The organism is Anaerostipes sp. PC18, from assembly GCF_039789045.1.
Taxonomy (GTDB): domain Bacteria; phylum Bacillota; class Clostridia; order Lachnospirales; family Lachnospiraceae; genus Anaerostipes; species Anaerostipes hominis.
This window is the reverse complement of the sequence record NZ_CP121164.1, coordinates 2,474,164-2,490,608: the sequence shown is the minus strand read 5'-3', so window position 1 is coordinate 2,490,608 and position 16,445 is coordinate 2,474,164. Positions and strand designations below refer to the sequence as shown.

Here is a 16,445-nt window from a genome sequence, read left to right as displayed (position 1 = left end):
CTTTCTCTTTTTATGGTATGATTTCAATTAAGTATGAGTTTTTTATCACTCTTTCCGTCGCGCTTTAAAATGCGCTCCTCCAATAGTGATAAAAAACTTTTACAGAGTGGCGCCTTCTGTTTTGCTGGATAATATCTCCGGCAAATGTTACGTCCATTTTCATAAAATAAAGGAGAATTGACATGATCAATGAATTAGTAAAAAAAATAAAACAGCTGGATGCACCGATCGTGGTGGGATTGGACCCTATGCTTGATTATGTGCCTGACCAGATAAAGAAAAAAGCATTTGACGAATTCGGAGAAACTTTGCAGGGTGCCGGGGAAGCAATCTGGCAGTATAATAAAGGAATTATTGACACTACATACGACCTGATCCCGGCAGTAAAGCCTCAGATTGCTATGTATGAGCAGTTCGGTGTGGAAGGACTCACTGCTTTTCATAGAACATGTGAATATGCAAAGGAAAAAGGACTGGTGGTGATCGGCGATATTAAGCGGGGCGATATCGGCTCCACATCAGCGGCCTATGCGGTGGGACATGCCGGAGCGGTACAGGTGGGCAGCAAAAAATACCGCGGGTTCGATGAAGATTTTCTGACGGTGAACCCATACCTCGGAAGCGATGGGATTCTTCCGTTTATTGATGTGTGCAAAGAAGAAAAAAAAGGATTGTTTATTCTTGTGAAGACGTCCAACCCATCCAGCGGAGAGTTCCAGGACCAGCTGGTGGACGGAAAACCTCTGTATGAACTGGTGGCAGAGAAAGTAGCCATGTGGGGTGAAAGCCATATGGGAGACAGTTACAGTTATGTAGGGGCCGTCGTAGGGGCAACCTATCCGAAAATGGGAGAGGTCTTAAGAAAGATTATGCCGAAAAACTACATTCTGGTTCCGGGATACGGAGCGCAGGGAGGAAAAGCAGAGGACCTCAAACCGTTCTTTGATGAGGACGGACTGGGAGCCGTCATCAATTCCTCCAGAGGCATCATCTGTGCGTACAAACAGGAACAGTACGCCGGATTCGGAGCCGAAAATTATGCGGATGCATCCAGACAGGCTGTGCTGGATATGAAAGAAGATCTGAAAAAGGCATTTGTAAAATAAGGAGAGACATATGGGAAAACATAATATAAAGGCTGAGATCGTCAGCCAGAAGAAGCTTTCCGCAGATATTTTTGACATGACACTGAACGTCGGAGATATGGCCAAAGAGGCTTTGCCGGGACAGTTTGTATCTGTCTACGTCAACGACGGAAGCAAGCTGCTGCCGAGGCCAATCAGTATCTGCGGCATTGACGCAAAACACAAAACGGTCAGGATCGTTTACCGGATCGCAGGCAAAGGCACAGAACTTCTGAGCACTTATGAAGCAGGGACCAGGCTTAACGTGCTGGGACCACTCGGCAATGGTTTTAACATGAAAAATGAGAAAGCAATTCTGATCGGAGGAGGCATCGGGATACCTCCGATGCTGGAACTTGCGAAACAGCTGAAATGTGAGAAGACCATTGTGCTCGGTTACAGGAATCAGGATACGTTCCTGAAAGAAGAATTTGAAGCATACGGCGAGGTCCTTGTTTCTACGGAAGACGGTTCCGTGGGGACAAAAGGTAATGTCATTGATGCCGTGAGAGAACAGGCGGGAGAAGGTTCTGTGATCTATGCATGCGGGCCGACTCCTATGTTGAAAGGCGTGAAAGCTTATGCGGAGGAAATGGGGCTGGAAGCCCAGATTTCTCTGGAAGAGAGAATGGCATGCGGCATAGGAGCATGCCTGGCCTGCGTCTGTAAATCAAAAGAAGTGGACGGTCACACCCATGTCCGCAATAAACGGGTCTGCAAAGACGGGCCTGTATTTGACGCAAAGGAGGTAGAGTTCTGATGAATTTGGGAGTAGAGATCGCAGGAGTTTCTTTAAAGAATCCAGTGACCACAGGTTCCGGGACCTTCGGTTCCGGGGAGGAATACAGTGAATTTGTCGATCTGTCCAGCCTTGGAGCGGTGACGACAAAAGGTGTTGCCAATGTGCCTTGGGAGGGAAACCCGACCCCCAGGGTGGCTGAGACTTACGGGGGCATGCTCAATGCGGTAGGACTTCAGAATCCGGGCGTTGATGTGATGATAAAGAGGGACCTGCCATTTTTAAAGAAAGCGGGTGCTGCTGTGATCGTCAATGTCTGCGGGAGAACCGTGGAAGATTATATTGAGGTGGTGGAACGGCTTTCCGATCAGCCCGTGGATCTTTTGGAGATCAATGTCTCCTGCCCGAATGTTAAAGAAGGCGGCATTGCTTTCGGACAGGACCCGAAAGCGTTGTATGAGATCACGAAGGCAGTGAAAGAAAAGGCAGATCAGCCGATTATCATGAAGCTGAGCCCTAACGTAACGGATATCAAAGAAATGGCAAAAGCCGCGGAGGCAGCGGGGAGTGATGCACTTTCCCTGATCAATACCCTGACCGGAATGAAAATTGATATAGAAAAGAGAGACTTCCTTCTGGCCAATAAAACCGGAGGACTCTCGGGGCCGGCGATCAAGCCGGTGGCAGTGCGCATGGTATACGAGGTGTGCAGTACGGTGAAGATTCCGGTGATCGGTATGGGAGGAATTTTAAACGCGGAAGACGCCCTGGAATTCATTATGGCCGGAGCCACTGCGGTGGCCGTGGGGACAGCCAATTTTACGGACCCCTGTGCGGCAGTCAAAGTCATTGACGGTATCAAGTCTTACATGGAACGCCATAACATAGAAGATATCCGGGAATTGATCGGATGTGTAAAGTAAACTGCAAAGGATGACGGAAGTGAGGCCAGCATGAACATATTATTTTTTTTGACGCCTAAGGAAGATGTGTCATATCTGCCGGAAGATTATACTTTGAGACAGGCGCTGGAGAAAATGAAATACCATGGATACTCGGCAGTTCCCGTATTGACTGGCGACGGCAGGTATGTGGGAACTGTGACGGAGGGGGATCTGCTCTGGGCAATGATGGATGACGCAGGATTTAACCTTGAGAAAGCAGAACTGATCTTTTTAAAAGATATGAAACGCAGAAGGGACAACAGGCCGGTGACGGTCAATACAGATATGGACGACCTGGTGGATGTGATCAAAGACCAGAATTTTGTCCCGGTCATCGACGATGAACAGCGGTTTATCGGGATCGTCACAAGAAAAGATGTGATCGGGTTTTATTACAGAGAATATCAGAAGGCTGAACATAAGGAGGAACATGATGGAACAGTATAAAAAAGAGTTTATTGAATTTATGATCGACTGCAATGTTTTGAAATTCGGAGATTTTGTGACCAAAAGCGGAAGAAACACGCCGTTCTTTGTAAATACGGGATTTTATCGGACCGGAGCCCAGTTAAAGAAGCTCGGAACTTATTATGCAAAGGCCATTGAAGCGAAATTCGGATTTGACTTTGATGTCCTGTTCGGACCGGCATACAAAGGAATCCCGCTGAGTGTAGCCGCTGCCATTGCAATCTCTGAAAACTATGGGAAAGATATCAAATACTGTGCAAACCGCAAGGAAGTAAAAGACCACGGGGACACAGGAATCCTGCTTGGAAGTCCGATCGAGGACGGAGATAAGGTCGTGATCATTGAAGACGTGACCACAGCCGGAACCTCGATCCAGGAAACACTTCCGATCGTGAAAGCCCAGGGCGATGTGGATGTTTTGGGACTCGTAGTTTCTGTGGACCGGATGGAACGGGGACAGGGAACAAAGAGCGCCCTGGAAGAAATCCGTGAAAATTACGGGCTGGAAACTACGGCCATTGTAACGATGCAGGAAGTGGTGGAACACCTGTATAATAAACCTTATAATGGAAAAGTTATCATTGACGATACATTAAAGGCAGCTATTGACGCATACTATGAGAAGTATGGCGTTCAATAAAGAAGGGTTTATTTGTGACAAGAAAAAAGAAAAGGGCAGCCAGGTTTGGCTGCCGGATTTTATTTTATTTGTATCTTATTGTGATGTTTTATTTTGTGCTGTTCAGTGAGCGTTACGGCAGAGAGACAGGGTATGACACATCCCATGTAAATCTGGAATTGTTTAAAGAGATCAAACGGTTCTGGATGTACAGATCACTGCTTACCCCGGAGGCATTCATAACAAATCTGGTCGGAAATGTTTTTGCATTCTGTCCGTTTGGATTTCTGCTCCCTGTCATGACGGAGAAAAAGAGGGGATTCATTAAAGTTGTTGCCGGATCTTTTTTATTCAGTCTGATCATCGAGAGCTGCCAGTATATTTTTAAGGTTGGGGTCTTTGATGTGGACGACTTACTGTTAAACACGATTGGCGGCCTGATCGGCTATATGATCTACAAGATTGCCGTCACGATTTACCGGAGGAAATAACATGCGGGTTAATAAAAAGAAACGCCAGGCTTATCGTCCGTCGGATCATGTTGTATCCAGGGAGTCAGCGGTTTCCAGCATTCTCGGAGCCATAGGAATTTTCGGCTATCTTATTTTAGTCGGAGCTTCCTTTCAGGCGGCCGGAAACGGGGGAATACTGCTCGGCGCAGCTGCGTGGGTGCTGTTTGGCATCTCTGTCTTTGGAATGATGCTGGCAGTGCGCAGCTATCACGATACGGCGTCCATCAGGGTCTGGAAAGTGGTCGGAAGTATTACAAACGGAGCTGTGCTTTTGTTTTCAGCTGCTTTGTTTCTGATCGGATTGATTTAGGAGGGAGTTATGGAACGACTTAAGAAACAGATGGAGTTTATCATAGAGGTGGATAAGCTCAAAGACATTATCCGCCAGACGAATCTGACGAATGGGGAGAGAAAAGAAAATGATGCGGAACATTCATGGCATCTGGCTTTGATGGCTGTTTTTCTCTCTGAATATGCAAAGGAACCGGTGGATGTCCTTCAGGTGATCAAGATGGTCCTGATCCATGACCTGGTGGAAATCGACGCAGGCGATACTTATTTATATGATGAAGCCGGAAACGGAACAAAGGCGGCCAGGGAACAGAAAGCAGCGGAACGGATCTTCAATATTCTTCCCGGGGATCAGGCAGAAGAGCTGTTTAAGCTTTGGCAGGAATTTGAGGACCGCAAAACTCCGGAGTCCAAATTTGCGAATACACTGGACCGGATTCAGCCGGTTCTTTTAAATGATGCCACAGAGGGAAGGGCATGGAGAGAACATGACGTCTGCATTGACCAGATTATGAGCAAAAATGAGTATACCAGTCAGGGATCTGATGTACTCTGGACGTATATTCAGGATGTTTTTGAGAAAAATATAGAAAACGGAAATATTAAAAGGAGCTTATAACGTGGATGAATTATTGATGGAACGCCATTTTCTAAATCAGGAAAGGCTCAGGGCTATTTTACAGGAAGACTCTGTAAAAGAGCCTTTTTTGGATTATTTTAGAAAAATGGCGGAGAGGCTTTTATTTGCCGATGAAGTATATGGAGTAAAAGACAAGCAGCTTTCTTTGCTGAAAGTGTGGAATAAAGAGTGGTATAGGCAAATTCTGCCGTCCCATTATGATGAATGCTATGGAAATCCGGACTATGCCCGCAAAGCTTTGGGAGAAGACTTCGGGGATATCTTGTGTTTTTTGTATGCAGAGATACAGGGGTGTTTCATTTATGCGGTGGAAGGACAGCTGTTTGAACTGACGATCATGAATGAACTGTTTTTAGAGATTTATCAGTTGTTTCTGGAAGGAGAACCGGAGAGAAAGACGGCGAGGCAGGTCATCTTCGACCATATGCGTGATTACAGCCAGGAACTCTGCTTAAGCCGAGTCAGAGAACAGCTGGATCCAAGTGTATCCTCGGCATCTGACATTGTGATGAAGTCAGATCTGTCAGATCCGGACGTGCTTTATCTGTACGGCGAGTACGTTTCCGAAAATGAGACAAAGATGCTTTCTTTTTTAAACAGTCTTCCGAAGGAACGGATCAAAGCTATTGCGAAAACGTTTGTGGACGGATTCCATGATGGTTTTATTATCAACAACATTGACATGACAAGAAAGGCAACTGTGAATATTCGTTATCACCTGGGATTTGAACCGATCATCAGGGAGGCTGCGCTGCAGTTTCAGGAGATCGGGCTTACTCCAATTTTATACCGGGGAACTGCAGGCGTGATCACAAGGGGGATGTCGAAGGTGGGATACATTTCCACGAGCCCGAATCCGCAGTTTGAGTATGACCACAGATTTGACCAGGCACTTTTTTTTAACAAAGCTTTTATGAGTCACAAGCTGGAAAGTTACCGGAACGCATATGAAAAGTTGAAGGAGGAAGCTGCTTTATTTGCCGGTCCCGCATGTATGGAGACGTTCGGTGAGCTGCCGTTTACACCGGAGAATAAAGAGACCGGACTGCGCCTTTCCGAGAAACAGGAAAAGCTTTCTGTAGAGTACCAAAATGAGTCCAGCAAGATAGCCAACGAGTATATGAAGCCGGAGGAGCGGAGTTTTACGATCATTGCATATCCGCTTCCGGAAATCGGGAAAAATTTCGAAGAAATTTTCGAGGAGGTGGCTAAGGTCAATACGCTGGACAAAGAAAAATATAAGAAGATCCAGCAGCATCTGATCGATGCCCTGGACCAGGGTGTGGAAGTCCACATAAAGGGGGCAGAAGATAACGAAACAGACCTGTATGTGGCCCTGCGCGAGCTGGAAGATCCTGAGAAGGAGACAAACTTTGAAAATTGTCTGGCAGATGTAAACATTCCGGTAGGTGAGGTGTTTACTTCCCCGAAATTAAACGGGACTAACGGAGTGCTCCATGTAAGTGAGGTCTATTTAAGAGATCTGAAATTTATTGATCTGAGACTGGTTTTCAAAGACGGTATGATCACAGAGTATTCCTGCCGCAATTTCGAGTCAGAAGAAGAAAATAAGGCATTTATAAAGCAGAATCTTCTCTATAACAGAGAGACTCTTCCCATGGGAGAGTTTGCTGTTGGAACCAATACTACGGCCTATGCCATGGCACAGAAGTTTGGAATTTTGTATCAGCTCCCGATCCTGATCGTTGAGAAAATGGGCCCACATTTTGCAGTGGGAGATACCTGTTACAGTCACAGCGAAGCAACTGAGCTGCACAATCCGGACGGAAAAGAGATCGTGGCAAAGAGCAACTGTTTTTCAGAAAAAGGAGAATATTTTAACTGTCATACGGACATTACCATTCCCTATGAGGAACTGGATTCCATCTGTGTGATCAGACTGGGAGGCGGGGAAACAGCCCTGATACAGGGAGGAAAATTTGTCCTCCCGGGCACAGAAATCCTGAACGAACCATTGACGTGACCGGATCCAGTAGGTAGAATAGAAGAAAACAAATCGAATTATGACAAAGGAGACAGAATTATGGCAAGAGTAGCGATTGTTATGGGAAGCGATTCCGATATGCCTGTCATGAGCAAGGCGGCAGATTTTTTAGAGGAGATGGGGATTGATTTTGAGATGACCATCATTTCTGCTCACAGGGAACCGGATATTTTCTTTGAATGGGCAAAAGGAGCCGAGGAGCGCGGAGTCAAAGTGATCATCGCAGGTGCAGGAAAAGCGGCCCATCTTCCGGGTATGTGTGCAGCACTGTTCCCGATGCCGGTGATCGGAATACCGATGAAAACCTCAGATCTTGGGGGAGTGGATTCTCTTTACTCTATTGTTCAGATGCCGTCCGGAGTGCCGGTTGCATCGGTTGCCATCAACGGAGGACAAAATGCCGGAATCCTTGCAGCGCAGGTTTTGGCTTCGTCTGATGCCGGTCTTCTTCAAAAACTAAAAGACTATAGGACAACCATGAAAGAATCTGTCGTAAAGAAGGCCGATAAGCTTAACCAGGTTGGATATAAGAACTATGAATAAGAAAAGACTTGCAGCCGTACTGTTATGTACGGCTGTTTGCGCTGGACTTACAGGAGTTTCAATACAAAACCGGAATACTTTGGCGGGGGACCGCCGGATTATGGTGGCCATCGACGCTGGACATCAGAAAAAGGGTGACACCAGGAAAGAGCCCATCGGACCGGGTTCCCGAAAGAAGAAAGCAAAAGTGGCATCGGGTACACAGGGAGTGGCGACAAAGGTTCCGGAATCAAAGCTTACGCTCAGTGTAGCCAAGAAACTGAAATGGGAACTTAAAAAAAGAGGCTATAAAGTCTACATGGTAAGAAGAAAGCAGAACGTCAACATCAGTAATAAGAAAAGAGCGCTGCTGGTGAATAAAAGCGGCGCCGATGTCTGTATCCGTCTCCATGCAGATGCCGGGGGAAAGAGGGTACGCGGTGCTTCGGCCTTATTTCCGACAAAGAAGAATCCTTATGTAAAGAAGTTGAGCAAGCCCAGCAAAAAGCTGTCCAGGGATGTGCTGAAAAAATATTGCAAGACTACCGGTATCAAGAACAGAGGCCTTTCAGGGAGGAATGATCTGACGGGCACAAACTGGAGTAAAGTTCCGGTGACACTAATCGAAATGGGATTTATGACGAATAAAAAAGAAGACAAAAAGATGCAGAAGAGTTCTTTTCAGAAAAAGATGGCGAAAGGAATTGCAGACGGCATTGACTGTTATTTCGGAGAATAAAGGAGACTCTCCCTGTGGGCGGGGTCTAAATAGAAAAAGATACATTTTTAGGAGGAAAAACATGGATTACAAAAAGGCAGGAGTGGATATTGAAGCAGGTTACCAGTCCGTAGAACTCATGAAAAAGCACGTGCAGGCCACAATGAGAGAGGAAGTTTTGACAAACATCGGAGGGTTTTCCGGGGCTTTTTCATTAAAGAAGTTTAAAGATATGGAAAATCCGACTCTTGTATCCGGTACCGACGGAGTTGGGACAAAGTTAAAGCTTGCTTTTATTATGGATAAGCATGATACTATCGGTATTGACTGTGTGGCGATGTGCGTCAATGATATCGCATGTGCGGGTGGAGAGCCTTTGTACTTTTTGGACTATATTGCATGCGGAAAAAACTTTCCTGAAAAGATCGCCACCATCGTAAGCGGAGTGGCAGAAGGATGCAAGCAGTCTGATGCGGCTCTGATCGGCGGAGAAACTGCTGAAATGCCGGGATTTTATCCGGAGGACGAATATGACTTAGCCGGCTTTGCCGTGGGAATCGTAGACGAAAAGGACCTGATTACGGGAAAAGAGATCAAAGAAGGAGACGTGCTGATCGGCATCGCATCTTCAGGAATCCACAGCAACGGATATTCTCTGGTGCGCAAGGTATTCGATATGTCAAAAGAATCTCTGGAAACTTTTTATGAAGAATTGGGAACGACTCTTGGAGAAGCGCTCCTGGCGCCTACGAAGATTTATGTGAAAGCCTTGAAGGCGATTAAAGAAGCGGATGTGGAGATCAAAGGCTGCAGCCATATTACCGGAGGTGGTTTTTATGAAAATATTCCGAGAATGCTTCCGGAGGGGGCACATGCGGTCGTTCACAAGGATGCATATGAAGTGCCTGCTATCTTTAAGCTGCTTGCAAAAACCGGGGATATCGACGAAAAGATGATGTATAATACATACAATATGGGAATCGGCATGATGGTGGCCGTGGATGAAAAGAGTGTGAATGATACGCTGGAAGCCCTGGAACGTGCCGGAGAAACAGCATTTGTAGTAGGTGAGATCAAAGCCGGTGAAAAAGGTGTGACGGTATGTTAAAGGTTGCGGTATTAGTATCCGGAGGCGGCACGAATCTGCAGGCTGTCATCGATGCTATAGAAGAAGGGCGTATTTCCAACGCAAGGATCGATGTGGTGATCAGCAACAATAAAAATGCCTATGCATTGGAGCGCGCCGCAAATCATGGAATCGAAGCGGTGGGACTGTCGCCGAAGGATTTTGAGAGCAGAGAATTGTTTAATGAGGCACTTTATCAGGAATTGGCCGGCAGGGAGATTGATCTGGTAGTGCTGGCAGGATGCCTTGTAGTAATACCTGATAAGATCATTCATGAGTTTGAAAATCGGATGATCAATATTCATCCGTCCCTGATCCCGTCTTTCTGCGGGAAGGGCTGCTATGGACTAAAAGTCCATGAACAGGCTCTGAAAAGAGGAGTCAGGATTTCAGGTGCTACTGTTCATTTTGTGGATGAGGGAACGGATACCGGTCCGATCATTATGCAGAAAGCTGTGGAGGTCAGGGAAGATGATACACCCGAAACTCTTCAGAGACGGATCATGGAACAGGCAGAGTGGGTGATTCTTCCTGAAGTGATCAATCTGATCGCCAAAGGTAAAGTTTCAGTTTCAGAAGGACACGTAAAGATCGAGAAATAAAAGAAAGGATAGAAGGATGGATATACTGATTGTTGGCAGCGGAGGAAGGGAACATGCCATTGCCTGGGCAGCGGCAAAAAGTCCGAACGCAGATAAGATTTACTGTGCTCCGGGGAACGCAGGAATCGCAGAATTTGCAGAGTGTGTGGATATTGGAGCCATGGAGTTTGACAAACTGGTGGCTTTTGCAAAGGAAAAAGAGATCGGCCTGACCATCATTGGAATGGATGATCCGCTGGTGGGAGGTGTTGTAGACGCTTTTGAGGCTGAAGGACTCAGAGTGTTCGGACCGCGCAAAAATGCGGCGATCATTGAAGGCTCCAAGGCATTTTCTAAAGACTTGATGAAAAAATACAAGATTCCGACGGCGTCTTATGAGAATTTTACAGATCCTGAACAGGCGATGACTTATCTTGAAACGGTCAAAATGCCAATCGTGCTCAAAGCAGACGGGCTGGCACTGGGAAAGGGAGTTTTGATCTGTGAAACTCTGGAGGAAGCAAAGGCAGGCGTTAAGACTTTAATGTTAGACAAACAGTTCGGGGATGCCGGCAATGAGATCGTCATCGAAGAGTTTATGACCGGCAGGGAAGTTTCCGTACTGGCTTTCTGCGACGGAAAGACAATCCGATGCATGACTTCCGCACAGGATCACAAGCGTGCCAAAGACGGAGACCAAGGACTCAATACCGGAGGTATGGGGACCTTTTCTCCGAGTCCATTCTACACAAAAGAAGTGGAAGAATTCTGTGAAAAGTATATATACCAGCCGACGATGGATGCCATGGCTTCTGAAGGACGTCCGTTCACAGGAATTTTGTTCACAGGGCTGATGCTTACAGAAGACGGACCGAAGGTACTGGAATATAACGCCAGATTCGGAGATCCGGAGGCGCAGGTGGTCCTGCCCCGGATGAAAAATGACATGATTGAAGTGATGGAAGCCTGTATTGATGGAAAACTTTCCGATGTTACTCTGGAATTTGAAGAGAATGCTGCAGTCTGTGTGGTGCTTGCATCTGACGGATATCCGGAAAAGTATGAGAAAGGTTTTGAGATCAGGGGACTCGATAAGTTTAAAGGCCAGGATGGATACTATGTGTTCCATGCAGGGACAAAGTTTGACGGAGACAAGATCGTGACCAACGGCGGCCGGGTTCTTGGTGTTGTGGCAAAGGGTGATGACCTGAAAGGTGCCCGCAGCAATGCATATAAGGCTACGGAATGGATCGATTTTGAAAATAAATACAAGAGAAATGACATAGGAAAGGCCATCGACGAGGCGTAATGATTTATGTCTGGGAAGCAGGACAGAGTAGAGATTCTTTGTCCTGCTTCTCTATTTTTTTACATTGACATTCCGTGCTATTTATTATAGTCTAAGTATAACAAAAGATATGAAAGAAGGAAGGGATGAAAATGCTGCTTGAAGTAGATTTTAACAGCGATCAGGCCATTTATATTCAATTGAGAAACCAGATCATCGTCGGGATTGCGTGTTCCGACATCCAGGATGGCGAGTCCCTGCCGTCGGTGCGCCAGCTGGCACAAATCTTAGGTGTAAACATGCATACGGTAAATAAAGCATATGCTATATTAAGAGAAGAAGGCTATTTGAAGCTGGACCGGAGGAAAGGCGCAGTCGTAAGCGTGGATGCCAATGAAAAGGCAAAACAGTTGGAGGAATTGGAAAACAGCCTTCAGATTTTGGTGGCTCAGGCCATCTGCAAGGGTGTGACGCGAGAAGAATTATATCAGCTGATCGACCACGTATATGGGCAGCTTGACAGAAATTAGGAGGACAGAATGAGAAAATTACCACTTACCAGATATTTAAGCCATGCATTGGAGGAGGCGGGGAAGATATCCGCAAGGCTTGGAGCGGAACATATAGAAACTTTGTCTCTTCTGCTGGGACTGTTTAAAATGAAGGGGTCCCTGGCCTGTGAGATACTGAAGATGCACGGGGTGTCTGAGGAGATCTTTTCAGAAGCTTTTAAGGCGCGTACCGCAGAAAAAAAGAGGCGTACAAAGGTAAACACTTTTACCCCCAGAGCAGAGGAGATTTTAAGCCTTGCCGCCCAGATGGCAGTCAAGTACGGAAGTGATGTGCTCGGCACAGAGCATGTGCTGCTGGCGGTTTTGAAGGACGGCGAAAATGAGGCGGTCCAGTTACTGGTACAGCAGAAAATTCCGGTGGACGCCATATTTATTGATATATTGGTAACCATGGGAATCGATTATAAATCTGCCAAGAATGAATTTTCCAACAGTTCGCCGGATGATTATTTTGCGGAAGACGGAGCCGGAGAAAGTATTTTAGAAAAGTTCAGCACGGATCTGACCCAGAAGGCAAAAGACGATGAACTGGATCCAATGATCGGAAGAGAAGAAGAGATGGAGCGGTTGATGCAGGTATTGTGCAGGAGGTCCAAAAATAATCCTTGTCTGATCGGAGATCCGGGTGTGGGAAAGACCGCTATCGTGGAGGGACTGGCTGCGAGGGTCGTGCAGGGGAACGTGCCGCTCAACCTGAAGGATAAGAGACTGCTCTCCCTCGATTTGACGAGAGTGATCGCAGGGACCAAGTACCGTGGGGAGTTTGAGGAGAGGATGAAACAGATTATTTCTGAGGTGACGGAAGATCCTTCGGTGATCCTCTTTATTGATGAGATCCACACGATGATCGGGGCAGGAGGCTCTGAGGGAGCCATGGACGCATCCAACATACTGAAGCCCTCCCTTGCCCGGGGAGACTTTCAGCTGATCGGGGCCACGACCAGTGAAGAATATACCAAGTACTTTGAGAAGGATGCAGCACTTGTGCGAAGGTTTCAGTCTATTTTGGTGGAGGAGCCTTCGGCAAAAGAAGCAGTCAAGATCCTTGAAGGGCTCAAATATAAGTTTGAATCTCACCACAGAGTTCTGATTCCGGAAGAGGTGACTTCCTATGCGGTGGATCTTTCCTGCCGGTATGTCAATGACCGGTTTCTGCCTGACAAAGCGATCGACGTCCTGGATGAGGCCTGTGCCAAAAAGCGGATGAAGTCTTTGAAAGTGCCGGCGGATATGAAAGAGGAACAGGAGCAGCAAAAGCAGATTGTAAAAGAAATGGAAGCTTACATCAGCAGCGGGCAGATTGAAAAAGCCAGAGAACTGAAGATCAAAAAAGAGGAGCTCGGCAAAAGTCTTAAAAAGAAGTACCGCAGGATGGAAAACCAGCAAAAGAAAATACCTTCCATTGAGATGGAAGATGTGGAGGAGATCATTTCCCTCTGGACCAAGATTCCAGTGAGCCAGCTGAAACAGGGAGAGATGGAGAGACTTAGAAATCTGGAAAAAACTCTTCACAAACAGGTGATAGGACAGGATAAGGCAGTGGAGGCTGTGTCCAGAGCCATAAAGCGCAGCAGGGTCGGACTGAAAGATCCAAAGCGCCCCATCGGTTCCTTTTTGTTTTTAGGACCTACCGGTGTGGGGAAAACGGAGCTTTCCAAGAGTCTTGCAAAAGCCATGTTCGGAAGGGAAGAGGACCTGATCCGCGTAGACATGTCCGAATACATGGAAAAGCACAGCGTATCAAAAATCATCGGATCGCCTCCCGGATATGTCGGGTTCGGAGAAGGCGGGCAGCTGAGCGAGCAGGTCAGAAGGCATCCATACTCCGTTATCCTGCTGGATGAGATAGAAAAAGCGCATCCTGATGTATTTAATATCCTGCTCCAGGTGCTGGATGACGGACACATCACGGACTCTAACGGAAGAAAGGTCGATTTCAAAAACACAGTGCTTATTATGACTTCCAACGCGGGCGCGTCCAGAATCATTTCTCCGAAACAGCTTGGGTTTGTGAGGACTTCCGATAAGGAAAAGAATCACGAGAAGATGACCCAGGGTGTGATGGAGGAGGTGCGGCAGATTTTCAAGCCCGAATTCCTGAACAGGATAGACGGGACGATCGTATTTACCATGCTGACGAAAGATGAGCTCCGGGAGATTGCAAAACTGTTTTTGAACAATGTGAAGGAACAGCTGATGAAAAATCATCGGATCTCGGTGAAGATCACGCCGAATGCCGTCTCACTGCTGGCAGACAAAGGGTACAGTGAGACGTACGGTGCAAGACCGCTGCGCCGTGTGATTCAGAGCGAGATCGAGGACGTTCTGGCAGATAAGATCTTAAGCGGTGAGCTTCGGGACGGAGCAGCGCTTACGATTGGAGCAAAAGACAAAAACCTTACTTTTTCGATAAAGGATGCTAGTAAATAAGTAGGAAATATTATATAATAAAATAACAAATGCAGATTTAATAGGAGGATAAGAACATGTCAGTGGTAACAGAGTTGTTTCGCAGCGAAGAAAATGGGACATTAAGCTTCGGAGATTACACATTAGATACGAAAGCCAAAAAGGACAAGATCGAGTTTGAAGGGGATATGTACAAAGTTAAGACCTTCAAGACAATGACGAAGCTGGACAAAAACGGACAGCTGATCTTTGAATCTGTACCGGGCTCCGCAGTCCACAATTTTGCTGCAACAACAGACGGAGTGGCATTTGAGATCGAGGCATCAGAAGATGTTCAGGTAACACTCGAGGTGGAGCCTGAACAGGAGTACCGCGTATATATAGACAATACAAATGTTGGAAACATGAAGGCCAATCTCGGAGGCAAACTTATTCTGAGTGTGGAACTGAATCCGGGCATGACAGCCATGGTCCGCGTGAAGAAACAGTAAGGAGCAGGAACTGATATGGCAAAGGCAAAAACCGTCTTTTTCTGCAGTGATTGCGGACATGAATCATCCAAGTGGCTGGGACAGTGTCCGGCCTGCAAATCGTGGAATACCTTTGTAGAAGAAAAACAATCAGTGACAAAAAAGGGAGGGGCAAAGCCCAGGCGGGCTTCTGCCTCTCCTATGAATATGTCAGAAATTTCTATAAAGAGTGAGGAGCGTATTCCGACAGGCATAGGTGAGCTGGACAGAGTCCTCGGAGGAGGAATTGTGACCGGCTCTCTGTCTTTAGTTGGCGGGGACCCGGGCATCGGAAAGTCCACCCTGCTGCTCCAGGTATGCAGGAATTTAGTAAATGCAAGGCGGAAAGTTTTATATGTTTCCGGGGAAGAGTCCGCACATCAGATCAAGATGCGGGCAGAGAGGATCGGGGCATTTGAGGATGAACTTCTGCTGTTTTGTGAGACGATCCTGGAGGAGATCCTTGAGGGAATCCGCAAAGTCCACCCGGAGTTTGTCGTTATAGACTCCATCCAGACGATGTTCAGTGAAGAGCTGACCGCCGCGGCGGGAAGTGTATCTCAGGTCCGGGAAGTGACGGCTCAGATGATGAGGATCGCAAAAGAAGAAAATATCGCAGTCTTCATTGTTGGACATGTGACAAAGGAAGGTGTCGTGGCAGGGCCCAGGACACTGGAGCATATGGTGGATACGGTCCTTTATTTTGAAGGGGAGAGAGAGGCGGCATACCGGATTCTGAGGGGAGTGAAGAACCGCTTCGGCTCCACAAATGAGATCGGAGTGTTCGAGATGTGCGCAGATGGCCTGGCAGAGGTGGAGAATCCGTCCAAGATGATGCTGAACGGACGCCCTGTGGACGCCTCCGGTTCTGTGGTAGTATGTTCCCTGGAGGGAACCAGGCCGATTCTCATCGAGATCCAGGCACTGATCTCTCCCACGAGCTTTCAGATGCCGAGGAGAACAGCGGTGGGAATTGACTACAATAGAGTCAATCTTCTCATGGCAGTTTTGGAAAAACGGGTCGGTCTCCAGCTGGGCGGCTGTGATGCCTATGTGAACCTGGCCGGAGGCATGAGGCTGGGAGAACCGGCTATTGACCTTGGAATTATTTTGGCCATTGCATCCAGCTATAAAAACATGCCTCTGCCGGAAGATACGATCATCTTTGGGGAAGTTGGGCTGGTAGGCGAAATCCGGAGAGTATCCCAGGGAGACCAGAGGATCAAAGAGGCGGAAAAGCTTGGATTTAAAACCTGCATCCTTCCCAAGGCAAATGTTGACAGCTTAAAAATCAGGACAAACATGCGGCTTTTGGGCGTCGCAAATGTAAGAGAAGCCCTTGATTGTATTTAAAATATGTCTTATATTATTAAAGAAT

General features: G+C 47.0%; 18 protein-coding genes. All 18 read left to right on the top strand.

The window, feature by feature from the left end:
• Positions 1 to 182: 182 nt before the first annotated feature.
• The 18 genes from pyrF (at position 183) to radA (ending at position 16,420) form a co-directional block, all read left to right on the top strand.
• On the top strand, positions 183 to 1,106 hold the full coding sequence (gene pyrF / locus P8F77_RS13550; protein WP_287517302.1) for an orotidine-5'-phosphate decarboxylase: 924 nt from the start codon (positions 183 to 185) through the stop codon (positions 1,104 to 1,106).
• A gap of 10 nt (positions 1,107 to 1,116) precedes the next feature.
• Positions 1,117 to 1,884: a dihydroorotate dehydrogenase electron transfer subunit gene (locus P8F77_RS13545; RefSeq protein ID WP_270430270.1), complete on the top strand. Its 768-nt coding sequence runs from the start codon at positions 1,117 to 1,119 to the stop codon at positions 1,882 to 1,884.
• Complete coding sequence (locus P8F77_RS13540) at positions 1,884 to 2,786, top strand: dihydroorotate dehydrogenase (protein ID WP_024726794.1); 903 nt, start codon at positions 1,884 to 1,886, stop codon at positions 2,784 to 2,786. The genes P8F77_RS13545 and P8F77_RS13540 overlap by 1 nt, the downstream gene beginning before the upstream one ends.
• A gap of 30 nt (positions 2,787 to 2,816) precedes the next feature.
• The gene (locus P8F77_RS13535; protein ID WP_024726795.1) at positions 2,817 to 3,254 is read left to right on the top strand and encodes a CBS domain-containing protein; all 438 of its coding nucleotides are present in this window, start codon (positions 2,817 to 2,819) and stop codon (positions 3,252 to 3,254) included.
• Complete coding sequence (pyrE, locus tag P8F77_RS13530; RefSeq protein ID WP_024726796.1) at positions 3,241 to 3,915, top strand: orotate phosphoribosyltransferase; 675 nt, start codon at positions 3,241 to 3,243, stop codon at positions 3,913 to 3,915. Before P8F77_RS13535 ends, pyrE begins: the two co-directional genes overlap by 14 nt.
• Before the next feature lie 14 nt (positions 3,916 to 3,929).
• Positions 3,930 to 4,385, top strand: a complete 456-nt coding sequence (locus P8F77_RS13525) for a VanZ family protein (RefSeq protein WP_024726797.1) — start codon at positions 3,930 to 3,932, stop codon at positions 4,383 to 4,385.
• A 1-nt stretch (position 4,386) separates the two neighbouring features.
• Positions 4,387 to 4,716, top strand: a complete 330-nt coding sequence (locus P8F77_RS13520) for a hypothetical protein (RefSeq protein ID WP_024726798.1) — start codon at positions 4,387 to 4,389, stop codon at positions 4,714 to 4,716.
• A 9-nt stretch (positions 4,717 to 4,725) separates the two neighbouring features.
• A complete protein-coding gene (locus P8F77_RS13515) occupies positions 4,726 to 5,316 on the top strand; it encodes an HD domain-containing protein (protein WP_024726799.1) in 591 nt (196 codons plus the stop codon).
• A 16-nt stretch (positions 5,317 to 5,332) separates the two neighbouring features.
• Positions 5,333 to 7,321, top strand: a complete 1,989-nt coding sequence (locus tag P8F77_RS13510; protein ID WP_287517357.1) for an aminopeptidase — start codon at positions 5,333 to 5,335, stop codon at positions 7,319 to 7,321.
• 60 nt (positions 7,322 to 7,381) lie between these two features.
• On the top strand, positions 7,382 to 7,885 hold the full coding sequence (gene purE / locus P8F77_RS13505; RefSeq protein WP_287517303.1) for a 5-(carboxyamino)imidazole ribonucleotide mutase: 504 nt from the start codon (positions 7,382 to 7,384) through the stop codon (positions 7,883 to 7,885).
• The gene (locus P8F77_RS13500) at positions 7,878 to 8,603 is read left to right on the top strand and encodes an N-acetylmuramoyl-L-alanine amidase (RefSeq protein WP_287517304.1); all 726 of its coding nucleotides are present in this window, start codon (positions 7,878 to 7,880) and stop codon (positions 8,601 to 8,603) included. Before purE ends, P8F77_RS13500 begins: the two co-directional genes overlap by 8 nt.
• Before the next feature lie 61 nt (positions 8,604 to 8,664).
• Positions 8,665 to 9,690, top strand: a complete 1,026-nt coding sequence (gene purM / locus P8F77_RS13495) for a phosphoribosylformylglycinamidine cyclo-ligase (RefSeq protein WP_024726803.1) — start codon at positions 8,665 to 8,667, stop codon at positions 9,688 to 9,690.
• Entirely contained in the window at positions 9,684 to 10,310 is a 627-nt protein-coding gene (gene purN, locus P8F77_RS13490; protein ID WP_024726804.1) for a phosphoribosylglycinamide formyltransferase, read from the top strand. The genes purM and purN overlap by 7 nt, the downstream gene beginning before the upstream one ends.
• A gap of 16 nt (positions 10,311 to 10,326) precedes the next feature.
• The gene (gene purD, locus P8F77_RS13485) at positions 10,327 to 11,598 is read left to right on the top strand and encodes a phosphoribosylamine--glycine ligase (protein ID WP_024726805.1); all 1,272 of its coding nucleotides are present in this window, start codon (positions 10,327 to 10,329) and stop codon (positions 11,596 to 11,598) included.
• Positions 11,599 to 11,729: 131 nt separating this feature from the next.
• Positions 11,730 to 12,107: a GntR family transcriptional regulator gene (locus tag P8F77_RS13480; RefSeq protein WP_024726806.1), complete on the top strand. Its 378-nt coding sequence runs from the start codon at positions 11,730 to 11,732 to the stop codon at positions 12,105 to 12,107.
• 9 nt (positions 12,108 to 12,116) lie between these two features.
• Complete coding sequence (locus tag P8F77_RS13475) at positions 12,117 to 14,579, top strand: ATP-dependent Clp protease ATP-binding subunit (RefSeq protein ID WP_287517305.1); 2,463 nt, start codon at positions 12,117 to 12,119, stop codon at positions 14,577 to 14,579.
• 56 nt (positions 14,580 to 14,635) lie between these two features.
• Complete coding sequence (locus P8F77_RS13470) at positions 14,636 to 15,049, top strand: hypothetical protein (protein WP_024726808.1); 414 nt, start codon at positions 14,636 to 14,638, stop codon at positions 15,047 to 15,049.
• Between the two features lie 15 nt (positions 15,050 to 15,064).
• The gene (gene radA, locus P8F77_RS13465; protein WP_024726809.1) at positions 15,065 to 16,420 is read left to right on the top strand and encodes a DNA repair protein RadA; all 1,356 of its coding nucleotides are present in this window, start codon (positions 15,065 to 15,067) and stop codon (positions 16,418 to 16,420) included.
• The last annotated feature ends 25 nt before the right edge of the window (positions 16,421 to 16,445 follow it).